Annotated in this window: 21 protein-coding genes; 11 read left to right on the top strand and 10 right to left on the bottom strand. The window is 71.8% G+C overall.

Annotated features, from left to right (window positions below; all coding sequences use genetic code 11):
* Window positions 1–936: LacI family DNA-binding transcriptional regulator (locus tag HWD93_RS12310; RefSeq protein WP_261646966.1), on the bottom strand; the 936-nt coding region annotated here is incomplete at its 3' end.
* 179 nt (window positions 937–1,115) lie between these two features.
* Between HWD93_RS12310 and HWD93_RS12305 the strand changes: the two genes are divergently transcribed.
* Genes HWD93_RS12305 through HWD93_RS12290 form a run of 4 tightly spaced genes read left to right on the top strand, consistent with a single transcriptional unit; the run spans window position 1,116 to window position 5,366 of the window.
* Entirely contained in the window at window positions 1,116–2,111 is a 996-nt protein-coding gene (locus tag HWD93_RS12305; protein ID WP_071303357.1) for a nucleoside hydrolase, read from the top strand.
* A gap of 5 nt (window positions 2,112–2,116) precedes the next feature.
* Window positions 2,117–3,526: an MFS transporter gene (locus HWD93_RS12300; protein ID WP_092388224.1), complete on the top strand. Its 1,410-nt coding sequence runs from the start codon at window positions 2,117–2,119 to the stop codon at window positions 3,524–3,526.
* On the top strand, window positions 3,523–4,380 hold the full coding sequence (locus HWD93_RS12295) for a ribokinase (protein ID WP_261646965.1): 858 nt from the start codon (window positions 3,523–3,525) through the stop codon (window positions 4,378–4,380). The genes HWD93_RS12300 and HWD93_RS12295 overlap by 4 nt, the downstream gene beginning before the upstream one ends.
* Before the next feature lie 50 nt (window positions 4,381–4,430).
* Complete coding sequence (locus tag HWD93_RS12290; RefSeq protein ID WP_071296586.1) at window positions 4,431–5,366, top strand: Ppx/GppA phosphatase family protein; 936 nt, start codon at window positions 4,431–4,433, stop codon at window positions 5,364–5,366.
* On the opposite strand, the gene HWD93_RS12285 is transcribed toward HWD93_RS12290, so the two are convergent.
* Complete coding sequence (locus HWD93_RS12285; protein WP_374115162.1) at window positions 5,363–5,968, bottom strand: antibiotic biosynthesis monooxygenase; 606 nt, start codon at window positions 5,966–5,968, stop codon at window positions 5,363–5,365. The two genes, HWD93_RS12290 and HWD93_RS12285, sit on opposite strands and share 4 nt — an antisense overlap.
* Window positions 5,969–6,017: 49 nt before the next feature.
* Entirely contained in the window at window positions 6,018–6,980 is a 963-nt protein-coding gene (locus tag HWD93_RS12280; RefSeq protein ID WP_261646963.1) for a Ku protein, read from the bottom strand.
* 106 nt (window positions 6,981–7,086) lie between these two features.
* On the opposite strand from HWD93_RS12280, the gene HWD93_RS12275 reads away from it, so the two are divergent.
* From HWD93_RS12275 to HWD93_RS12250, 6 genes are all read left to right on the top strand, one after another.
* Complete coding sequence (locus HWD93_RS12275; RefSeq protein WP_261646962.1) at window positions 7,087–7,977, top strand: SDR family oxidoreductase; 891 nt, start codon at window positions 7,087–7,089, stop codon at window positions 7,975–7,977.
* Window positions 7,974–10,496 (top strand): ATP-dependent DNA ligase, encoded by a 2,523-nt coding sequence (locus tag HWD93_RS12270; RefSeq protein ID WP_261646961.1) that lies wholly within the window; start codon window positions 7,974–7,976, stop codon window positions 10,494–10,496. The genes HWD93_RS12275 and HWD93_RS12270 overlap by 4 nt, the downstream gene beginning before the upstream one ends.
* 135 nt (window positions 10,497–10,631) lie before the next feature.
* On the top strand, window positions 10,632–10,787 hold the full coding sequence (locus HWD93_RS12265; RefSeq protein ID WP_175473746.1) for a hypothetical protein: 156 nt from the start codon (window positions 10,632–10,634) through the stop codon (window positions 10,785–10,787).
* Window positions 10,788–10,993: 206 nt separating this feature from the next.
* Window positions 10,994–11,608, top strand: coding sequence for an RNA polymerase sigma factor (locus HWD93_RS12260; RefSeq protein WP_229086513.1), 615 nt, complete (start codon window positions 10,994–10,996; stop codon window positions 11,606–11,608).
* Complete coding sequence (locus HWD93_RS12255) at window positions 11,605–12,174, top strand: hypothetical protein (protein ID WP_261646960.1); 570 nt, start codon at window positions 11,605–11,607, stop codon at window positions 12,172–12,174. Before HWD93_RS12260 ends, HWD93_RS12255 begins: the two co-directional genes overlap by 4 nt.
* The gene (locus HWD93_RS12250) at window positions 12,171–12,500 is read left to right on the top strand and encodes a hypothetical protein (RefSeq protein WP_070417187.1); all 330 of its coding nucleotides are present in this window, start codon (window positions 12,171–12,173) and stop codon (window positions 12,498–12,500) included. The genes HWD93_RS12255 and HWD93_RS12250 overlap by 4 nt, the downstream gene beginning before the upstream one ends.
* A 27-nt stretch (window positions 12,501–12,527) precedes the next feature.
* Here the strand turns inward: HWD93_RS12250 and HWD93_RS12245 are convergent, their stop codons facing one another.
* The 5 genes from HWD93_RS12245 to HWD93_RS12225 form a co-directional block, all read right to left on the bottom strand.
* Complete coding sequence (locus tag HWD93_RS12245; protein WP_156794789.1) at window positions 12,528–12,704, bottom strand: hypothetical protein; 177 nt, start codon at window positions 12,702–12,704, stop codon at window positions 12,528–12,530.
* A 10-nt stretch (window positions 12,705–12,714) separates the two neighbouring features.
* A complete protein-coding gene (locus HWD93_RS12240; protein ID WP_261646959.1) occupies window positions 12,715–13,677 on the bottom strand; it encodes a sugar phosphate isomerase/epimerase in 963 nt (320 codons plus the stop codon).
* A gap of 159 nt (window positions 13,678–13,836) precedes the next feature.
* A complete protein-coding gene (locus tag HWD93_RS12235; protein WP_261646958.1) occupies window positions 13,837–14,520 on the bottom strand; it encodes a fumarylacetoacetate hydrolase family protein in 684 nt (227 codons plus the stop codon).
* A gap of 34 nt (window positions 14,521–14,554) precedes the next feature.
* A complete protein-coding gene (locus HWD93_RS12230) occupies window positions 14,555–14,770 on the bottom strand; it encodes a hypothetical protein (protein ID WP_071303366.1) in 216 nt (71 codons plus the stop codon).
* A 434-nt stretch (window positions 14,771–15,204) separates the two neighbouring features.
* Window positions 15,205–17,676 carry a phosphoketolase gene (locus HWD93_RS12225; protein WP_070417183.1) on the bottom strand — a complete coding sequence of 824 codons (2,472 nt, stop codon included), beginning with the start codon at window positions 17,674–17,676 and terminating at the stop codon, window positions 15,205–15,207.
* 209 nt (window positions 17,677–17,885) lie between these two features.
* Between HWD93_RS12225 and HWD93_RS12220 the strand changes: the two genes are divergently transcribed.
* Window positions 17,886–18,566 carry a hypothetical protein gene (locus HWD93_RS12220; RefSeq protein WP_070417182.1) on the top strand — a complete coding sequence of 227 codons (681 nt, stop codon included), beginning with the start codon at window positions 17,886–17,888 and terminating at the stop codon, window positions 18,564–18,566.
* Window positions 18,567–18,661: 95 nt separating this feature from the next.
* On the opposite strand, the gene HWD93_RS12215 is transcribed toward HWD93_RS12220, so the two are convergent.
* A complete protein-coding gene (locus HWD93_RS12215) occupies window positions 18,662–19,264 on the bottom strand; it encodes a DUF1992 domain-containing protein (RefSeq protein ID WP_261646957.1) in 603 nt (200 codons plus the stop codon).
* Between the two features lie 13 nt (window positions 19,265–19,277).
* Window positions 19,278–21,107 (bottom strand): glycoside hydrolase family 15 protein, encoded by a 1,830-nt coding sequence (locus tag HWD93_RS12210; protein WP_261646956.1) that lies wholly within the window; start codon window positions 21,105–21,107, stop codon window positions 19,278–19,280.
* Between the last annotated feature and the right edge of the window lie 72 nt (window positions 21,108–21,179).

Genomic DNA, 21,179 nt, shown 5'->3' with positions numbered 1-21,179 from the left:
GCCGTCGAGCGTCGCGAGCAACCGCAGCGCCGCGGCCCGGCCGAGGTCCGCGCCGGGGAGTGCGACGCTCGTCAGGGCCGGCGCCGTGACCGAGGACGACGGCAGGTCGTCGAACCCCGCGACGGCGAGTTCCCCGGGGACCGCGATGCCGAGCTGCCCGGCGACCCGGAGCACCCCGTACGCGAGGGTGTCGGCAGCCGCGACGACCGCCGTGACGTCGTCGTCCTGCCAGGCCTCGAGGACGTGCTCGGTCGCCGAGGCCGCGGCGTCCACCGTGAGGTCGGCGCGGGCGGTGACCTCGGAGACCTCGATGCCGACGGCTGCGCACTCCTGTTCGAAGAGCTCCCGACGGACGCCGAACGTCGCAGCCCGCGAGGTCCCGTCGAGGTACCCCACCCGCCGGTGCCCGCGCTCGTGCAGGTGGGCGACGAGCTCGTGGACACCGGGGGAGAGGTCGTAGTTCACGGCCTCGGGTCCGCCCGGTGCATCGAGCAGCACCACGGGGACGGTGGCGGTCATCGTCTCGTCGGCGGCGGGCGCGTCCACCAGGATGCCGGCCGGTCGGAGCCGCTCGAACCGTCGGACGTCGGCGGCCACGGGCTGGGCCCCGCGCTCCGTGACGGAGAGCACGAGCTGGAAGCGGTCGCCGACGGTGTCGCGCACGCCGCGGATCACCTCGGCGAAGAAGGGGTTCGACAGGTCGGGGGCGATCAGGACGACGAGGTCGCCACTACCCCGCGCGAGGGAACTGGCAGCGTGGTCGACGACGTAGCCGAGCTCGTCGACGGCGTCGCGGACCCTCGTGGCGATCGGCACGGAGACCCGGCCGCGGTCCTTGCCGTTCACGACGAGCGACACCGTGGCGATGCTCGTCCCCGCGCGCTCGGCCACCATCGCAGCGGTCACACGACGGCCGGGGGCGGCGGAGGATGGCACGCGTCGATGCTACCGAGCGCGGACCGCGCAGTTCGGGTCCGCCGCCGATGACTTGACGTCAAACGCTTGACGTGTTTCCATGTCAAACGCTTGACGTGCCACGGGAGCTGATCCTCGCCGCGGATCCCCACCTCGTCGAGCCTCGACCTCCTGATCCCCGAAGAAGTGGAGCGCCCCGCGTGCCCGAGAAGATCATCCTCGACTGCGACCCCGGCCACGACGACGCCGTCGCGATCCTGCTGGCCCACGGCAACCCGGACATCGAGCTCCTCGCCGTGACGACCGTCGTCGGCAACCAGACGCTCCCGAAGGTCACCCGCAACGCCCTCGCCGTCGCCCGCATCGCCGGGATCACCGGGGTCCCGTTCGCCGCCGGTGCCGACCGTCCGCTGCTCCGCGAGATCGAGGTCGCCGGTGACATCCACGGCGAGAGCGGTCTCGACGGGCCGATGCTCCCCTCGCCGTCGTTCGAGCTGGACGAGCGGCACGCGGTCGACCTCATCATCGAGACCGTCATGGCGCACGAGCCCGGCACGGTCACCCTGGTGCCGACCGGCGGCCTGACGAACATCGCCCTCGCGGCCCGCAAGGAGCCCCGCATCGTCGAGCGCGTCAAGCAGGTCGTCCTGATGGGCGGCGGGGTGCACGTCGGCAACTGGAGCCCGGTCGCCGAGTTCAACATCGTCATCGACCCCGAGGCCGCCTCGATCGTCTTCGACGCGGGCTGGGACGTCGTCATGGTCGGCCTCGACCTGACGCACCAGGCGCTCGCGACGCCCGAGGTCGCCGAGCGCATCGCCGCCGTCGGCACCGCCCCGGCCGCGTTCGTCGGCGAGCTGCTCGACTTCTTCGGCCAGACGTACAAGGACGCCCAGGGCTTCGACGCCCCGCCCGTGCACGACCCCTGCGCCGTCGCGTACGTCATCGACCCGACCGTCGTCCGTGCGGTGAAGGTCCCGATCCACGTCGAGACGCAGGGCACCCTGACCCTCGGCATGACCGTCGCCGACTTCCGCGCGCCCGCGCCGGAGGACTGCCGCACGAGCGCCGCGACGGAGCTCGACCACGGCCGGTTCTGGGACCTCGTCGTCGACGCCCTCGAGCGCATCGGCGAGACCCCGGACACCGGCTGGACGCCCCGGACCGCAGCCACCACGACCACCACGGAGCACTGACCCCCATGACCACCACATCGACGAAGAAGTCGATCGGCGCCCTCACCGCCGCGCTCCTCGCAGCCTGCATCGCGTTCCAGCTGAACGCGAGCATGCTCAGCCCCGCTCTGGTCACGATGGCCCGCGAGCTGCACACCGACGACGCCACGATCGGCCTGTCGCAGACGCTGTTCTTCACCCTGGCGGCGCTGTTCTCGCTGTTCCTGCCGCGCCTGTCCGACATCGTCGGCCGCAAGCGCGTCCTGCTCGGCATGCTCGCGGTGATGCTCGTCGGCAGCATCGTGGCGGCGCTCGCGGTCAACGTCCCGATGCTGTTCGTCGGTCGCATGATCCAGGGCGTCACCGGCCCGGTCGTCCCGATCGGCCTGCTCATCCTCCGCAACGAGATCGCCGACCCGAAGCGCTACGGCGCCGCCCTCGGCCTGCTCACCGCGGTGAACGGCGGCATCGCGGGCGTCGACGCGCTCGCCGGTGGGTGGATCGCGACGCACTTCGGGTTCCGCGGGATCTTCTGGGTCATCGCGATCGTCACCGTCGTCGCGGCGCTGATGGTCGCTGCGTGGGGCGTCGAGTCGAAGCCGTCGGCCGGCACCCGGATGGACTGGTGGGGTGTCCTGCCGCTCGTCGTCAGCGTCGGCGCACTGCTCACCGCGTTCAACGAGGCGGGCAAGCTCGCAGCCGCCAACTGGGGCCTCGTGGTCGGTGGCATCGTCCTCGCCCTCGTGGCCTTCGGCGTCTTCTGGGCGGTCGAGTCGCGGGTGCGCGAGCCCCTCGTCGAGACACGGTTCCTCAAGCGCCGTGCGACCTGGGCGCTGCTCGTCACGACCCTGCTCACCATGACGGGCGTGTTCGCGGTCGTGAACGGCCTCGTCACGAGCCTCGCGCAGAACCCGGACGCGGGCTTCGGCATGGAGGCCGACCTCGCCTCGCTCGCGTTCCTCACCCCGTACGCGCTGGTCGGCTGGATCGTCGGACCCTTCGCCGGCCGGCTCGCGCCGACCCTCGGCTACCGCGCCGTGCTGCGCGTCGGCCTGGTCGGGAGCATCGTCGCGACGCTCGTCATGGCGTTCGTCGGCGTGCACTCGCTGCCGGTGCTCATCGCCGCGACCGTGCTGATCGGCATCACCTACGCCGGCATCGCGAACATCATCCTGAACGGGCTCGGCATCGTGCTCTCGCCGGAGTCGAACCCCGGCTTCCTGCCCGGCCTCAACGCCGGTGCGTTCAACCTCGGTGCCGGCATCAGCTTCGCCGTCCTGCCGGCCCTGCAGATCGCGCTCGGGACCGGCGGGTCCGCGGGCACCGCCGGGTACTCCGGTGGCATGCTGCTCGGTGCCGTGATCACCTGCGCGGCACTCGCCACGTCCTTCCTCATCCCGCGCCCGGCCTCGGCCGAGACAGGAGCCGCCGCATGACCGGCATCGTCGTCGTGGGGAGCCTCAACGCGGACCTGGTGGTCCGCACGGAGCGCTTCCCGAAGCCCGGTGAGACCCTCCAGGGGTCCGACCTCGCGATCCTGCCAGGCGGCAAGTCCGCCAACCAGGCGGTGGCTGCCGGGAGGCTCGGGGGCACCGTGCGCATGATCGGCGCGGTCGGCGACGACGGGAACGGTCGACTGCTGCGCGACTCCGTCGCGGCGGCGGGTGTCGACGCGACGCACGTCGCCGTCCGGGAGGGCGTGGCCACCGGCACCGCCGTCATCACGGTCGACCGCGCAGGGGAGAACACCATCGTGATCTCCGCCGGCGCGAACGGCACGCTGACCCCGGACGACGTCCCCGCCGATGCCCTCGACGGTGCCGGCGTGCTCGGTCTCTGCCTCGAGGTCTCGATCGACGTCGTCCTGGCCGCCGCCCGGGCAGCGCAGGCCGCCGGGGTCACGGTGCTCACGAACCTGTCCCCGTTCGGTGCCGTCCCGGCGGAGCTGCTCGAGCTGACCGACGTCCTGCTCGTCAACGAGCACGAGGCCGCGGAGCTCGGGGAGCACGGCGTCCGACGGTCGATCGTGACCCGGGGCGGTTCGGGCTGCGTCGTGCACGACGGTGACGCCGAGCCGGTGTCGATCGACGCCGTCCGGGTCGACCCGGTGGACACCACGGGCTGCGGCGACGCGTTCATGGGTGCGGTGGCGCTGCGCCTCGCCGCCGGGGACCCGCTGGTCGAGGCCGCGCGGTTCGCGGTCGGTGTCGGGGCGTACGCCGCGACGAAGGCGGGCGCGCAGGCGTCGTACCCGACCACCGCGGAACTCGAGGCGTTCCTGCGGGGCTGAACCGCGCCTCCTGGGCCGTGCCCGTCCGACGGGGCCACTAGCGTTGTGGCATGCGCGTGGGAGTCCTCGACATCGGGTCCAACACCGGCCACCTGCTCGTGGTGGACGCCCACGGCGGTGCCGCCCCGCTGCCGGCGTCGTCGTTCAAGCAACCGCTGCGCCTCGCCGAGCACCTCGACGACGCCGGCGCGGTGACGGAGGCGGGCGTCGACGCCCTGACCTCGTTCGTCGCCGACGCCGTCCGCGTCGCCGAGGACCGCGGGTGCGAGGACATGCTCGCGTTCGCGACCTCGGCCGTCCGCGACGCCGTGAACTCCGACGCTGTGCTCGCCCACGTCGAACGGGCGACCGGCGTCGAGCTCGCCGTGCTGTCCGGCGGGGACGAAGCGCGCTTGACGTTCCTCGCCGTGCGGCGGTGGTTCGGGTGGTCCGCCGGTCGCCTGGCCGTGTTCGACATCGGCGGTGGGTCGCTCGAGATCGCCGGCGGAGCGGACGAAGCGCCCGACGTCGCGTGGTCGATGCCGATCGGCGCCGCGCGGCTCGCCCGGTCGTACTTCGCGGCGGGGACCCCGACCGAGGACGACGTGCGCCGGATCCGGCACGAGATCCGGGTGGAGATCGCCCGCGACGCCGGGCTGCTGCTGCGCGCCGGGCGGCCGGACCGTGCCGTGGCGACCTCGAAGACGTTCCGGTCGATCGCACGGATCTGCGGCGCGGCGCCCTCGGGTGCGGGGCCGCTCGTGCCGCGCGCGCTCGACGGCGACGTGCTCCGCGCGAAGCTGCCGGCGCTCCTGACGATGTCGGTCGCCGAGCTGGCCGAGCTCCCCGGGGTGTCGCCGAGCCGGGCGCACCAGGTGGTGCCGGGAGCCCTCGTCGCCGAGGCCTGCCTGGACATCTTCGACCTGCCGGCGCTCGAGATCTGCCCGTGGGCGCTCCGCGAGGGCGTGATCCTCGAGCGGCTCGACCAGCTGTCGGTGCTCGGCTAGCCGTTCCTCGGCGGTGCGAGGAGCCACGGGCGGATCATCCGCGTGACGAACGGCAGCACCCAGAACGTCATGATCGGCGTGAGCACGAGCGTCGTGACGAGCACGCGCGGCAGCACGGGGAGTGCGCCGAACGCGGGGACCAGCCAGCTGACGAGGTACGTGAACGCCAGGTTGACCGGGAAGAACCCGAGCCAGATGCTCACGGCCTGCTTCCACCGCGGCGGTGCGCTCGACGCCGGGGCATCGGCCGGTGCGTCGAACCACCCCTCGATCCCGGTGCGCTTCTCGACGCGGGACTCCACCACGAGGTCACGACCGAGGTCGAGCCACCGCAGCCGGTCGTCGGAGTTCTCCCACGTGGCGAGGGAGTCGTGGTCGGCGAATCGGTAGAGCATGTGCCACTCACGGCTCGTCGCGTGCGAGCGGACCCAGCCCGAGCCGAGGAAGCCCGGGTAGCGGTTGGCGAGGTTCACGCCGGACTGCACCCATCGGGTGACGTCGGGGATCCGTTCGGGTTCGACGAGTCGGGTGATGGAGACGGTGACGGGCGGGCCATCGGTCGCGGGTGGCGACGACAAGGCCCCAGGCTCTTCTGGAGTCATGCGTCAAGTCTGGCCGACGCGTGTTTCCTGCTCGTGTCGCGCGGTCCGGCTAGCTGGCCTGCTTCTTGGCGGCCGGCTTCTTGGCGGGTGCCTTCTTCGCCGGGGTCTTCTTCGCGGGTGCCTTCTCGGCCGGGGCCTTCTTCGGTGACTCGTCGGCCGTGGAGTCCTGCTTCGTGGAACGGGACCCGCTCCGGGAACGCGACCCCGGGCCTCCCGACCCGGACCGCTTCTTGTCCACCGACGCGCGCAGGGCGGCCATCAGGTCGATGACGTCGCCACCCTCGTCATCGTCGTCGTCCTCGGAGCGCTCACCGAAGGTCTTCTCGGTGTCGATGTCGTCGCCGGACTCGAGCTTCGCGTCGATGAGCTGCTGCAGCTCCACCTGGTAGGCGTCGGTGTAGCGGTCGGGGTCGAAGTCCGTGGACATGCTGTCGACGAGCGACGACGACATCTTCAGCTCGTTCGCGCTGACCTTCACCGCTGCGTCCAACCCCTTGAAGTCGGCAGCGCGGACCTCGTCGCCCCAGAGCAGCCCCTGCAGCAGGATCACGTCGTCGTTCACCCGCAGGACGCCGAGCCGGGTCTTCTGCCGGAGCGTGAACTGCACGATCGCCAGCCGGTCGGTCTTCGCGAGGGTCTCGCGCAGGAGCACGTACGCCTTGGGGGAGCGGGAGTCGGGCTCGAGGTAGTAGGACTTCTCGAACATCATCGGGTCGACCTGGTCGACGGGGACGAACTCGAGGACCTCGATCTCGTGCGACTGCTCCTCGGGGAGCTGCTTGAAGTCGTCGGCGGTGAGCACCACCGTCTTGTCGCCGTCGTCGTAGGCGCGCTGGATGTCGGCGTACTCGACCTCGTGGCCGAACTCGCAGACGCGCTTGTACCGGATGCGGCCCTTGTCCTCGTCGTGGACCTGGTGCAGCGACACGTCGTGCGTCTCGGTTGCCGCGTAGACCTTGATCGGCACGTTGACGAGCCCGAACGCGATGGAGCCCTTCCAGATCGACCTCATGGGCACATGATGCCCGTCTCTCCACGGGAGCGCCCGCAGCGGACGGGTTCTCCACAGATCCCGCTTCGCTGAACCGCGGTGGCCGCGGCGCGAGCACCATGGGCCCATGAGCCAGCTCGACAAGCAGGACCCGCGCGACCAGTTTCCCCGTCCGCCCTTCCCGGCGCAGACGCAGCAGGGATCCGGACTGGCGAGCGCGATGGACCCGGCACCGGACCACGGCGAGACGAGCTACCTCGGCACGGGCCGCATGCCCGGCTACCGTGTGCTCGTCAGCGGGGCCGATTCGGGCATCGGGCGGGCAGCGGCGATCGCGATGGCGAAGGAGGGCGCGGACGTCGCCCTGAACGCCCTGCCCGAGGAACGCGACGACCTCGAAGCCGTGCGGGACATCGTGGGCGACCTCGGGCGGAAGGCCGTGCTGCTCCCCGGCGACCTGACCGACGAGGGGTTCTGCGACACACTCGTGCGGGACGCGGTCAGCGAGCTCGGGGGGCTCGACGCGCTGGTCCTCGTCGCCGGCCACCAGAAGGTGCACGACGACGTGACGGCGCAGTCGACCGAGGACTTCGACCGCACGATGAAGGTCAACCTGTACTCGCTGTTCTGGCTGGTACGTGCGGCCGTTCCACACATGGCGCCCGGCAGTGCGATCGTCACGACGAGCTCGGTGTCCGCCTACCAACCGCAGGACCGGATGATCGACTACGCGGCGACGAAGGCCGCCATCATCACGTACACGAACGGGTTGGCGCGGCAGCTCGCGGCGAAGGGGATCCGGGCGAACACCGTCGTCCCGGGCCCGGTGTGGACGCCGCTGCAGCCGATCAGCTACCCGGGCGACGAGATCGCCTCCTACGGGCAGGACACGCCCTTCGGCCGACCTGCACAGCCGGTCGAGCTCGGCAGCGCGTACGTGTACCTGGCCGGCCCCGAGTCGTCGTACACGTCGGGGACGACCCTCACGGTGGCGGGGGCGACCGGGGTGGCGCTGTGAGTCCGACCGCGCGCAAGACCGTGGTCCTGGTGGGGGACCGCCGCATCGCCCTGACGAACACCGACAAGGTGCTCTACCCGGAGACCGGCACCACCAAGGGACGCGTGATCGAGTACTACGAGCGGGTCGCGCCGTGGATGATCCCGCACGTGAAGGACCGCCCCGTGACCCGGAAACGCTGGGCGAACGGCGTCGACGGCAAGGTGTTCTTCGAGAAGAACCTGCCGGACTCCGCGCCCGACTGGGTCCGGCACCACACCATCCACCACGCCGAGCACGACAACGAGTACCCGATCGTCGACGACCTGCCGACCCTCGTGTGGATGGCGCAGCAGGCCGCGCTGGAGCTTCACGTGCCGCAGTGGCGGTTCGGCCCCCGCGGCGGGCAGCAGAACCCGGACCGGCTCGTCCTCGACCTCGACCCCGGCGACGGTGTCGGGCTGCCCGAGTGCGTCGAGGTCGCCCTCGCAGCACGCGAGATCCTGCACGGCATGGGGCTCGACCCGTACCCGGTCACGTCCGGGTCGAAGGGCATCCACCTCTACGCCGCGCTCGACGGCGGGGCCTCCACCGCACACGTCTCCGAGGTGGCGCACGAACTCGCGAAGGCGCTCGAGCAGAACCTGCCGGACCTCGTGCTCTCCTCGATGAGCCGGGCGGAGCGGACGGGCAAGGTGTTCGTCGACTGGTCGCAGAACAACGGCAACAAGACGACGATCGCGCCGTACTCCCTGCGCGGCCGTGACCGGCCGACGGTCGCCGCGCCGCGCACCTGGAAGGAACTCACCGAACGCGGGCTCGCGCAGCTCACCCTGGACGAGGTCCTCGAACGCCTGGAGGAACGGGGCGACCACCTGCACCCGGTCGCCTCCGCCTCGTTGGCGGTCGGACGGGACGACCACGGTCACTGGGACAGCGACCGGACCCAGCAGGCGAACGACGCGGAGCAGCCCGCGCGCGACCGGCTCGCCGCGTACCGCGCAAAGCGCGACGCGTCGAAGACCCCGGAACCCGTGCCCGAGGACGCGCCGACGGTGCGGAAGGACGGCACCCCGACGTTCGTCATCCAGGAACACCACGCCACACGCGACCACTACGACTTCCGGCTCGAGCACGACGGGGTCCTGGTCAGCTGGGCGCTGCCGAAGGGTGAACCCACCGACCCGGGGAAGAACCACCTGGCGGTGCAGACCGAGGACCACCCGCTCGAGTACGGCGCATTCGAGGGCACGATCCCGAAGGACGAGTACGGCGGCGGGACGGTCACGATCTGGGACGACGGCACGTACGAGCTCGAGAAGTGGCGCGAGGGCGAAGAGGTCATCGTCACGCTGCACGGCCGGACCGGCGGCGCTCGCCGACTGGCGCTGCTGCACACCCGCGGGCGGGGTCGTGGGCGCGACGGCGACGAGAAGAACTGGCTCATCCACCGCACGAAGGACCAGCCGGACCGCCTGGCGGACGGCGGGGACGGGGCGGGGACGAGCCGCGCCTCCCGGCCCGCACCCGCCGGCGGCGACCCGACCGCGCGCATCGACCGGACGGCCGCGTCGGACACCGCTCCGGCTGACCGCCGCACGATGCAGGCGACCCTCGCGAAGGGCGAGCCGACGCTGGACGAATCGGACTGGGCGTTCGAGATGAAGTGGGACGGCATCCGCGCGCTCGCGACCGTCCGGGACGGTTCGGTGACGCTCCGCAGCCGCAACGACAACGACCTGACGGTGCAGTACCCCGAGCTCCAGGAACTCGGCGACCGCGCCGGGGTGGACGGCGTGTTCGACGGCGAGATCGTGGCCCTCGACGATCGGGGGCGGCCCTGGTTCCAACTGCTGCAGAACCGGATGGGACTGACGAAGTCGCGCGAGGTCGAGGCAGCGCAGCGGGGGACACCGGTCCGGCTGCTGCTCTTCGACGTGCTCGAAGCGGACGGGCACGAGCTCACCCGCCTCGGGTACGACGCGCGTCGCCAGGCGCTCGAGACGGTGGTCGAACCGGGTGGCGCGATCGACGTCCCGCCCGCGTACCAGGGCGACCTCGCCCGGGCGATGGCGGACTCGGCGGAGCAGGGACTCGAAGGGGTCGTCGCGAAGAAGCGGACGTCGAAGTACGCCGAGGGTCGGCGATCGGAGGCGTGGCTCAAGCTGAAGCACCACGCCACGCAGGAGGTCGTGGTCGGCGGGTGGAAGCCGGGGAGTGGTCGGCGTGCGGGTGGGGTCGGCTCGCTGCTCCTCGGCGTCCCCGGGCCGGACGGGCTCGAGTACATCGGGAAGGTCGGCACCGGCTTCCGCGATCGCGACCTCGACGAGATCGGTGCGACGCTCGCCGCGCTCGAGCGGAAGACCTCGCCGTTCGTCGACGTCCCTCGGCCCGATGCCCGCGACGCGCACTGGGTGACGCCGAAGTGCGTGGGCGAGGTCGAGTTCGCCGAGTGGACGTCGGACGGCCGGTTGCGACAGCCCTCGTGGCGCGGGTGGCGGGTGGACAAGGACCCCGCGGACGTCGTCCGGGAATCGTGAGCATGCATCCGCATGGGGTCAGCCCGGGGCGAACTTCCGTCCCCCGTTCCACCCTCGACCGGGGGACGAATCGGGGGTGATGCCCCGGGATTCCGGTAGGGGCTGTTACGTTCGCCGGGACGAAAGGGCGCGAGCATGAGCGCGAGCAAGTACCTGCCCCCGTTCACCGCGGAGGAACGAGTCACGATCGCAGGGGACCGATCGGCGCGCACACCCGTGGACCCGGGGGTCGCGGTGACGGAGTCCGAGGTGACCTACGCGGACTTCCTCGGTGACGAGGTCGACGAGTAGGTCGGGGACGACGGTCCACGCAGTGTTCGCTCCGCGTGGTGATCGACCCCGACGCCGCGGGCTGGGGGAGAAGACGGCCCGTGCGCCGGATCAGGGGACGCACGGGCCGCCGTCGGGGCGCCGTGACCGGTCGTTCAGGGATGACCGGTCACGACGCGCTTCGCACCAGGCACGCACCGCGCTCCTGGTAGACCCGTACGTAAGACGTGACGACGACCGCGATCGTCACGCGAGAACCGAAGAAAATCGACGAGGAGCCGACCCTGAGCGACGCTGACGCCCTGGCGTCCCTGTCGGACGCCTCCCTCGTCGCGCGCAGCGCCGACGGCGACACGGTCGCGTTCGGGGTGCTGATCCGCCGCTACGGCCCGCACATGCGCGCCTACGCCGCTCGGATCCTCGGACACGGCGACGGCGAGGCCGAGGACGCCGTGCAGGAGGCGGCGCTCCAGGCCTGGCAGCGCATCGACCGGGTGGACGACCCCGACCGCGTGCGCAACTGGCTGTTCCGGATCGCGGCGAACAAGGCGCTCGACCGCCTCCGTCGGCGGCATCCGCACCTGGACCTCGAAGCGGTGGTCGACTCGGCCGACGACCGCCCCGTCGACGAGGTCGTCAGCACGCGGCTGCAGGTCCAGGAACTCGCGCGTATCGTGCAGGCACTCCCGGACGCGCACCGTGCCGTCTGGGTGATGCGGGAGATCGGTGGGGCGTCGTACGCCGAGATCGCCGAGGCGACGGGGATGCCGCAGGCGACGGTGCGCGGGGTGCTGGCGCGGGCACGACGTCGTGTCCTCGAGCAGATGGAGGGGTGGCGATGACCGACGACGAACGGTTCGGCGCGTTCACCCTCGAGGAACTCTCCGACTACCTGGACACCGACCGCACCCCGGCGCGGCCGGACATCGACGGCGACCCCGAGGCAGCCGCCGCGTTGGTGCGGCTCGAGTCGCTGCGGACGGCCTCGCGGGACCTGCTCGACGCCGAGGCCGCGGAGGCCGCCGGGGCCGACGCCGGTTGGATCGCCAGCGTGCTCGCGTCGGTGCGGACGACGGCGCACGCGGGGCGGGACATCCCCGTCCCGGACGACGACCCCGCGTCGACGCTCGTCGTGACCGAAGGCGCACTCCGCGGACTCGTGCGGGCTCTCGGCGACGAGGTACCCGGCGTGGTCGTCCGACGGACCCGGTTCACGGGCGACGTCGGGACGGCCGGCGGATCGGTCGACGTCGAGGTGTCGATCGCCGCGAGCGCCGACGGGCCGGTGCACCTCCGCGCCGAGGCACTCCGGTCGATCATCGAGGACGCGCTCGCGGCGCACGCACCCTTCGTGGTGCGGTCGCTCGTGGTGCGGGTGGCGGACCTCATCGAGGGAGGACGACCGTGACCGACGACGTGCGCAGTGTCTCGCGCGGACTGACCGCGGTCGTGCTCGGGGTCCCCGGGGTCCGCTCGGTGCTGCCGCCGGGGCCGAACCTCGCCACGCTCGTCCGCGACGTCCGTTCGGTGCTCGACCTGCCCCGAGACGGTGGCGCGGTCCTGGTGCAGGACCGACGCGAGGGCGCCCGGATCCGCGTGGTCGTGACGACCGACCGGCGGGTCCCGACGCTCGGGCTCGTCCGGAGCGTCCGCGACGCGGTGGTCGCCGAGGGGACGGCGTTGCTGGGACGTCGACCGTCGGACGTCACCGTGCGGGTCGTCGAGATCGACTGAGCGCCGACGACCACCGGCCGGGGGATCTCAGGGAGCGGGCGCGGGACCGTCGGCGGGCTCGGCGTCGTCGGCGACCGGGAGGTCCTCGTCGATGAGGTCGTCCTCGTCCGGTTCGACCACCTCGGCCGCAGCCGCCTTCGCCTCGTCGATGGACTCCTGGGAGCGGCGGAGCAGGTCGTCGTCGTGTGCTGGCTGGTCGGTCATGCCGGTGACGCTACGCCGGAGCTCCTGAGCCGGCATCGCGGCGACGGTCGCTCGGCGGGCGAGCAGCCGGCGGCTCGAAGTCCACCGCCGAGGTCGGCGCCGGGGTCGTCGGCATCGCGGGGACGGCGGGCGTCCCGAAGGCATCGGCGGCGTCGAGCACCGCCCGGGTCGCCGCGGCAGCGGTCCGGAGCGCGTCCCCGATCGGCATCGCCCGGTGTGCTGCCGTCCGGACCTCGACACCCCACGGCTCGTCGAACCCGAGGTCGCGCACGGTGCGGACGAACCCCGGGACGTCCCAGGCGCCGGCTCCGGGCAGGTGGCGAGCTTCGCGGGCCTCCTCGGCGAGGGTCATGCCCGCCGGCGTGTGGAGCAGGCCGTCGCTCAGCTCGACCGCGGCGAGCGTCGCGGGCGCGACGCCCTCGCGGATGGAGGCGAGCGTGGACCCGCCGCGCAGTGCGTGCATCACGTCGACCAGGAGCCCGCCGTTCGGGTGACCGGCGGCGGTGACGAACCGGGACGCGCGCTCCACCGTCGGCAGGTTCGACCACGGCTCGGGCTCGAGGACGAGCTGCGCACCGACCTTCGCGGCCTGCCCGGCCAGTTCGTTCCAGTCGTCGACCATGGCGGACGGCGAGACGCCCGGCAGCGTGACGTCCGCACGCGCGACGACCTGCCAGGCGCTCAGGGTCGCGGCGGCCTCGAGCACCACACCGCGGTCGGCGTCCTGGTCGGTGGTGTGGCTCGAGCAGGTCCACCAGTGTTCGAGCGGCCCCAGCTGGACCCAGACGATCCCCGCACCGTCGAGCATGCGGCGGAGGGCGGCGAACCCGATCGTCGCCCGCACCTCGTGCAGGTCACCGAGCGACAGCGAGAGTCCGGCGAAGCCGGCAGCACCGACGGCGTCGATGCGCTCGCCGATCGGTTCGGTCCCGGCCCATGTCCAGGACGTCGCGAGCAGGTCGTGTTCCTGCACGGCGGCACCTCCGTTCTCCGGACACGCCGCCCCGCCCCGTCGCGGTCGGGTGTCCCCAGTGTGGCGACACCGCGCACCCCGCAGCGGCATCGAGACATTGCTACTCGGTGGTGCTGCGAGCCCTCCCAGGCCGCCGACACACGGGGGAAACGCGTGGGGTCACACGATCACGGTCCGGACCGAGCCCACGCCGGCGATCGTGCCCTCGACGAGGTCCCCGCGGGCGAGGACCCCGACACCGTCCGGAGTGCCGGTGAACAGGAGGTCGCCCGGCGCGAGGGACACGAACCGCGAGAGCTCCGCGATGGTCTCGGCGACGGACCAGATCTGGTCGGCGAGGTCCCCGGACTGTCGGAGCTCGCCGCCCACCCGCAGCTCGATCGTGCCCGAGGTCGGGTCGACGTCGGCGGCGGGGACGATCGCGCCGACCGGGGCCGAGGCGTCGAAGCCCTTGGCGGTGTCCCACGGGCGGCCGAGCCGCTTCGCCTCGGCCTGCAGGTCGCGCCGCGTGAGGTCGATCCCGACGGCGTAGCCCCAGACGTGGTCGAGGGCCGTGTCGACCGGGATGTCCGTTCCACCGCGACCGATCGCCACGACGAGTTCGACCTCGTGCTCGAGGCGCCCGGTGACGGACGGGTACGGGGTGTCCGCGTCGTCGGTCACCACCGCGCCCGCCGGCTTCGCGAAGAAGAACGGCGGCTCGCGGTCCGGGTCGTGGCCCATCTCGCGAGCGTGCGCGGCGTAGTTGCGGCCCACGCAGAACACCCGCCGGACGGGGAAGCGTCCGCCGGTCGTGGTGGGGACGGTCGGGAGGGTCGGGGCCGGGATGACGAGGTCGCTCACCCCTCCAGCGTGCCACCGGCGGCGCGGTGCTCGGTCAGCCCTCGCTGATCGAGGCCTCCCACCGGAGCTTCCGTGCTCGTGCCCGTTCCTGTCGTTCGCGCCACTCGATCCGCATCTCCGCGAGTCGTTCGAGGTCACCGGCCGCACGGACGAGCGGCCCGTAGTGCGGGTGCGCGAGGAGCTTGGGCGTGCGCCGCTCCATCCGGTCGAGCCGTGCCTTGAAGGACCGGTCATCCTCGTCGGAGATCATCGTCCTGTCGTTCCTTCCCAGATCGGCGCCGTCGCGCAGTCATCGTCTCGTGGTCGTCGAGCGCTCGTCGGGCCCACTCGTCGTCATCGGTGACCCAGGGCCGGGACATGAGTGCGTCCGTCATCAGAGCCGCCGCATCCCGCTGCCGTTCATCCTCTGAGACGGCACGTGCGACCACCCACGACCAACGCTGCCACCAGTGGTCCCGATGCCCCAAGAACTCTGTATTCCGTCGCGCCCGACGCCCCTCGACCACCGTCACCACCACGCTCGCGACCGCCACCAGGGCGCTGAGCAACGACACGCTCGCGCTCGTCCAGCCTGCATCCATGCCGACCACCCTGACGCGACAGGGCCGGCCACGCGCCGAGCGTGACCGGTCCTGTGGAACGTGATCCGCGCCTCCTGGATGTGGAGGAGTGCGCGGACGCGCGTCAGTTGCCGGGCGCGGCCCCCTCGGTTTCCCCCTCGCCCGGGTCGCCACCCGTGCCCTCCGATGCCGCCTCATCCTGCGGCCACCCCGAGAACCGCCACGCCCCGACGCTCGGGTGGTCCTCGCCCTTCGTGTACGCGTACTCGCGGGCCGCCGTGCGGGCCTCGGACAGCCGCGTGCGCAGCGCGTCGTGCGCCGACGCGTCCACCCGGGTCAGGGCGTCGTGCGCGAGCGCGAACCGGTCCATCTCGTTGCGCATGAGCATGTCGAACGGGGTCGTCGTCGTGCCCTGCTCGAGGAACCCGTGCACGTGCAGGTCGTCGTGCCCGTTCCGGCGGTAGGTGAGTTGGTGCACGAGGGACGGGTACCCGTGGAACGCGAAGACGGTCGGGGTACCGGGGAGGAACAGTTCGTCGTAGCGCTCGTCGGGGACCGGGTGCTCGTGCTTCCGGGGGTCGCCGATGGACAGCAGGTCGACGACGTTCACGACACGGACGCCGACCTCGGGAGCGTGCTGGCGGATGATGTCCGCGGCGGCCACGGCCTCGACGGTGGGGACGTCCCCGGCACAGGCGAGCACGACGTCGACGCGACCGACGGACTCCTCGGTGCCGGCCCAGTCCCAGACCCCGAGCCCCGCGGCGACGTGCTCGACCGCGTCGGGCAGCGACAGGAAGACCGGCTCGGGGTGCTTGCCGGCGACGATCACCTCGATGCGGTCGGTCGTCTCCAGTGCGTGCGCGGCGACGGCCAGCAGGGTGTTCGCGTCGGCCGGCAGCTTGATGCGGACGAGGTCCTGCTGCTTCGACGCGACGACGTCGAGGAACCCCGGGTCCTGGTGCGAGAAGCCGTTGTGGTCCTGGCGCCAGACGTGCGACGACAGCAGGATCGACAGGTTCGAGACGGGTGCACGCCAGTCGATGTCCGTCGAGGACTCGAGCCACTTCGCGTACTGGCCGACCATGGAGTCGATGATGTGCGCGAACGCCTCGTAGGTGTTGAGGACACCGTGGCGGCCGCTCAGCACGTAGCCCTCGAGCATCCCCTCGAGCAGGTGCTCGGACAGCACTTCGGTGACCCGACCGTGTGCGCCGAGGTGCTCGTCTCCGACGCCACGCTGGGCACGCCAGACCCGCGACGTCACGTCGAAGACCGCGTCGAGCTTGTTCGACACCGTCTCGTCCGGGCCGAAGAGCCGGAAGGACGAGGGGTTCCGCTGGATGAGGGCAGCGAGCCAGGGGCCGAGCGTGCCGGTGGCGCTCGCGTCCTCGCCGACGGGGACGCCGAACTCCTCGAGCCCGGGGCGGTCGAGTGCGGTGCGGAGCCGGCCGCCGTTCGCGTGCGGGGTCGCACTCATCCGCAGGTCGCCGGTGGGCCGGATGGTTGTGAGGATGCCGATCGGCTGGCCGTCGTCGTCGAACAGCTCCTCGGGGCGGTAGGACCGCATCCACTCCTCGAGCTGCCGGCGGTGGTCGTCGTCCTCGCGGACGGCGGGCAGGGGGACCTGGTGGGCGCGGAAGGTCCCCTCGACCTGCTGGCCGTCGACGACCTTCGGGCCGGTCCAGCCCTTGGGCGTGCGGAGGATGATCATCGGCCAGCGCGGTCGGAGGTCCGCAGCACCGGCCGGCTGCCCGGCGGCCGCTCGCTGCGCCTGGGCGCGGGCCGCGGCCTGGATGTCGTCGATCGTCGCGAGTGCACGCCGGAGCGCACCGTCGAACAGGGCGTGCACGGCGAACGGGTCGTCGTCGACGCGGGCGGAGTCGACCACGATCGGCTCGTACCCGAGCCCACGGAAGTAGGCGTGCAGGTCGTCGTGCGGGATGCGTGCGAGGACCGTCGGGTTCGCGATCTTCCACCCGTTCAGGTTGAGGATCGGCAGCACGGCGCCGTCCGACACCGGGTCGAGGAACGTGTGCGCCTGCCAGGACCCGGCGAGCGGCCCGGTCTCGGCCTCACCGTCGCCGACGACGCACGCGACGACGAGGTCCGGGTTGTCGAGTGCCGCTCCGTACGCGTGCGCGAGGGAGTAGCCGAGCTCGCCGCCCTCGTTGATCGACCCCGGGGTCTCGGGCGCCGCGTGCGAGGGGATCCCACCGGGGAAGGAGAACTGCCGGAAGAACTGCCGCAGCCCGTCCGGGTCCGGCGTGATGTCCGGGTAGAGCTCGCCCCACGTGCCGTCGAGCAGCGCGTTGGCGTTCATCGCGGGACCGCCGTGACCGGGCCCGCAGATGTACAGGAGCTGCCGGTCCGTCTCGGCGATGAGCGCGTTGCAGTGCGCGTAGACGAGGTTGAGCGCCGGCGAGGTGCCCCAGTGTCCGAGCAGCCGGGGCTTCACGTCGTCCGGCGTGATCGAGCGGTCGAGCAGCGGGTTGTCGAGCAGGTAGATCTGCCCGACGGTGAGGTAGTTCGCGGCGCGCCACCAGGCGTCGATCGCGCGGATCCGGTCGGTGCTCGAGGGGGATGCGGGGGCCATGCCCCCACGGTACGGAGGCGGTCGCGGGGGAATCCCAGAAAAAGTTCCAAACCGTTCGGCAGGGGGTGCCGAATGCATGTCACAAGGGCAAACGCCCAGGGCGCTCTCCGGTCACGAACGGCCGGGCCACAGCAAGCACACAGCACGGCGCGTGCACAGGAGCACGTCGCCACCGGCCGGAGCCCCCGAGACAGCAAAGGACCCAACCCATGCGCAAGTCCCTGAAGACCTCCATCACGCTCGCGACGACGGGTGCGCTCGTGCTGGGTGGTGCCGCGTTCGGCATCACCTCGGCGCAGGCCTCGACCCCGTCGGTGCACACCGTGTCGTCGTCCTCGTCGAAGATCCCCGGCCCCGTCGCGTCGGTGCCCGAGGTCCTCGGTGGCGACACCGCCGTGAAGCTCGACTCCGGCTTCACCGACGCCCTGACCGCGCTGAAGCTGACCCCGGGTGTCTCCGGTGACGCCAAGCTCGCCGACGGGTCCGTGTCGTTCCCGATCACGTCCGGTTCGGTCACGTACTGGTCGCCGGACGGTGACTACCGTCCGTACGTGCAGGGTCTGCTGAACCACGACGACTCGGGCCTGACCCTCACCGCCGGTGAGACGACGGTCACGCTGGAGAACTTCGTCGTGAACCCGGGCTCGTCCAAGCTCTACGGTGACGTGCTGGTCAACGGCAAGGTCGCGGTGAACAACGCGTACCTGTTCTCGCTGCACGGCGGCACGCTCAAGCCGCTGCAGCTCGAGGGTGACAACGCGATCCTGACCGGCACCACGGTGCACGTCTCGGGTGACGCCGCGAAGCTGCTCAACAGCACCTTCAAGACCGACGCCGTGAAGTCCGGCCTCCTCGTCGGCACCGCCACCATCACCGCCAAGATCAAGTAACGCTTCCACGCCAGGGACGACCGCAGCACCGCGCCACGAGCGCGGTGCTGCGGTCGTTCCCGTGTCCGGGGGCGGTCCAGGAGGCGCGGATCACCTCACCGACGTCGGCGCCACCACCGCCGGGGACGGTCCGCCTCGGCAGCGGCCCGGTCCGCGGCCGCCTGCGCCTCGGTCGCCAGACGCTCCTGCCGACGCGCTCGCCAGCCGGCGACCTCGGTCTCGACGTCTCGGAGCGGGGTCACCACCGGCGGCCCACCGAGGAGCTGCCGGCGGGCCTCCTTCACGCGGGCGTTGAAGTCGTCGAGCACGTCACGGACGTCGGGCTCGGCGGAGAGGGCGTCGAGGTGCTCGTCGAGCTCGGCGTCCTCCTTCCGCAGCGCCAGGGCGGGCGGGGCGATGCCGGTGATCTCCTCGCGCTCGATCTTCGCCTTGATCCACCAGTCGGGGTCGTGGCGTCCGTCGTTCCCCGGGAGCCGCTTGCCGTGGTACGGGTTGCCCTCGAAGACACCCCGCCGCTCGGCCTCCTCGATCTGAGCCCGAGCGTGCGCCGCGACGTCGGCGGCCTTCAGGAGCCGACGCTCCTCGCGCACCTCGTCGGGGTCGAGGGAGCCGCGTTCGATCTCGCTGTCCACGAGCTGCTGGTACCGGTAGCGGGCGGCCCGTCGCAACCGGTCCATGCGTGCATCGACGTCGTTCATGACCCCTCCATGATCACTCCCCGGAGCGCTCCTCGCCAGCGACCTCCTCGATCGTGAGCGCTGCCTGGATGAGCGCCAGGTGCGACAGCCCCTGCGGGATGTTGCCCATGAACGTGCCGTCCTCGCTGATCATCTCGCTGAACATGCCGACGTCGTTCGTCTGCTCCACCATCTCGTCCATGAGGTCGCGGGCGTCGTCGACCCGTCCGACGCAGGCCATCGCGGCTGCGAGCCAGAACGAGCACGCCACGAACGGCGACTCCTCGGACTCCATGCCCGAGTACCGGTACACGAGCGGGCCGTGCTGCAGCTGCTCCTCGATCGCCCGGATGGTCGACTCCATGCGGGGACCCCGGTCGAAGGCGCTCATCGCGTGCAGCAGGATCGACGTGTCCAGCTTGTCGGAGCCCGGGTACATCACGTAGTACCCGCGTTCCTCGTCCCACCCGTGCTCGGCGACCCACTGCTCGATGAGCTCGCGGTTCTCGATCCACTTGTCGCGCGGCCCGTCGATCATCCCGGCCTCGTGCAGCTCGGCCGCGGCGTCGAGCGCCTGCCAGCAGCCGATCTTGCTCGAGACGTAGTGCTGCGTGTCCTGGAGCTCCCACATGCCCGAGTCCGCCTCCTCCCACCGGTGGCAGGCGTCGTCGGCGAGCTCCTGCAGGACGGCCGCGGTCTTCCGGTCGAGGACGTTGCCGGCGCGGACGTACTGGCGCAGGATCTCGAAGACGTCGCCCCACACCCCGAGCTGCAGCTGGTCGCCGGCGCGGTTCCCGATGGTGACGGGGCCGATGCCGTTCCAGCCCGGGACGTCGCGCTCCTCGACGCCGTCGCTCTTCGAGCCGTCGAGCTCGTAGAAGATCGGCATGTCCTCGTCGTGCTCGGCGATCGTGCGCATCACCCAGGACACCGCGGCGTGGGTCTCCTCGCGCAGCCCGAAGCGGGTCAGCGCGTGCACCGTGTAGGACAGGTCGCGCACCCAGGCGAACCGGTAGTCCCAGTTCTTGCCGCCGGTGCGGTCCTCGGGCAGGCTCGTCGTCGGCGCCGCTGCGATCGCGCCGGTCGGCGAGAAGATGAGCAGCTTGAGGGCGAGGGCGCTCCGCTGCACCGGCTCGGCCCACGGCCCGTCGTACGAGAACTCCTCCGACCAGGTCGCCCAGTTGTCGATCGTCCGGTCCATCGCCTGGAGCGCGCTCTCCGGCCGGGGCATGAAGATCGGCTCGTCGTGGGTCCCGACGATGGTCAGGATGTGCTTCGAGCCCTCGGCCGTGGTGAAGCGGCCGGAGAACCGGGGCCCGTCGTCGTGCACGGGCTCGAAACCCTGCTCGACGATGGCGATCGTGATGCCGTCGATGCCGATCACGGCGCCGTTCGCGGTGTCGAGACGTCTCGGTTCGGCCGTGTTGAGCAGGGTCCCCGGCACCACCGCCCACTCCATCTCGACCGTGCCGTCGACACCCTGCACGCACCGGGCGACCTCGGCCCAGGGCAGGCGTCCCGCGACGCCGGTCACCATCGCGTCGGTCACGGTCACGGAGCCCGACCGCGTGGTCCAGGTGGTGACGAGCACGTTCGTGCCCGGCAGGTACTCGCGCGAGACCTCGGCGTCGGCGTCGACCGGCCGGAGGGCGATGTGTCCGCCGTGCTCGGCGTCGAGGATGCTCGCGAAGACCGGCGGCGAGTCCATCGAGGGGATGGGCAGCCAGTCGATCCGGCCGTCCCGTGCGACGAGCGCCACCGTCCGACCGTCGCCGATCGCGCCGTAGGACCGGAGCGGTGCGTAGCCGTCGGTGCGCTCCTCGTCGTCGATCACGTCAGGGGTGTCTCGGGTCCGCTCGGTCATGCTCCCAGCCTGCCCGCGCCCTGGGCCCGACCATCAGGCGGGCGTACCCCGCCGTGGAGGACGCCCGCCGTT

Origin of the sequence: Curtobacterium sp. C2H10 (assembly GCF_025407985.1) — a bacterium.
Classification (GTDB): Bacteria; Actinomycetota; Actinomycetes; order Actinomycetales; family Microbacteriaceae; genus Curtobacterium.
Note: the sequence above shows the minus strand (reverse complement) of the source record. Positions and strands in the feature narration are given on the sequence as shown.

Coding starts and splice junctions, on each gene's coding strand:
- HWD93_RS12275 (WP_261646962.1), top strand. CDS start 7,087: ATGAGCCAGCTCGACAAGCAGGACCCGCGCGACCAGTTTCCCCGTCCG.
- HWD93_RS12295 (WP_261646965.1), top strand. CDS start 3,523: ATGACCGGCATCGTCGTCGTGGGGAGCCTCAACGCGGACCTGGTGGTC.
- HWD93_RS12230 (WP_071303366.1), bottom strand. CDS start 14,770: ATGATCTCCGACGAGGATGACCGGTCCTTCAAGGCACGGCTCGACCGG.
- HWD93_RS12255 (WP_261646960.1), top strand. CDS start 11,605: ATGACCGACGACGAACGGTTCGGCGCGTTCACCCTCGAGGAACTCTCC.
- HWD93_RS12215 (WP_261646957.1), bottom strand. CDS start 19,264: ATGAACGACGTCGATGCACGCATGGACCGGTTGCGACGGGCCGCCCGC.
- HWD93_RS12210 (WP_261646956.1), bottom strand. CDS start 21,107: ATGACCGAGCGGACCCGAGACACCCCTGACGTGATCGACGACGAGGAG.
- HWD93_RS12220 (WP_070417182.1), top strand. CDS start 17,886: ATGCGCAAGTCCCTGAAGACCTCCATCACGCTCGCGACGACGGGTGCG.
- HWD93_RS12265 (WP_175473746.1), top strand. CDS start 10,632: ATGAGCGCGAGCAAGTACCTGCCCCCGTTCACCGCGGAGGAACGAGTC.
- HWD93_RS12225 (WP_070417183.1), bottom strand. CDS start 17,676: ATGGCCCCCGCATCCCCCTCGAGCACCGACCGGATCCGCGCGATCGAC.
- HWD93_RS12290 (WP_071296586.1), top strand. CDS start 4,431: ATGCGCGTGGGAGTCCTCGACATCGGGTCCAACACCGGCCACCTGCTC.
- HWD93_RS12300 (WP_092388224.1), top strand. CDS start 2,117: ATGACCACCACATCGACGAAGAAGTCGATCGGCGCCCTCACCGCCGCG.
- HWD93_RS12245 (WP_156794789.1), bottom strand. CDS start 12,704: ATGACCGACCAGCCAGCACACGACGACGACCTGCTCCGCCGCTCCCAG.
- HWD93_RS12285 (WP_374115162.1), bottom strand. CDS start 5,968: ATGACTCCAGAAGAGCCTGGGGCCTTGTCGTCGCCACCCGCGACCGAT.
- HWD93_RS12280 (WP_261646963.1), bottom strand. CDS start 6,980: ATGAGGTCGATCTGGAAGGGCTCCATCGCGTTCGGGCTCGTCAACGTG.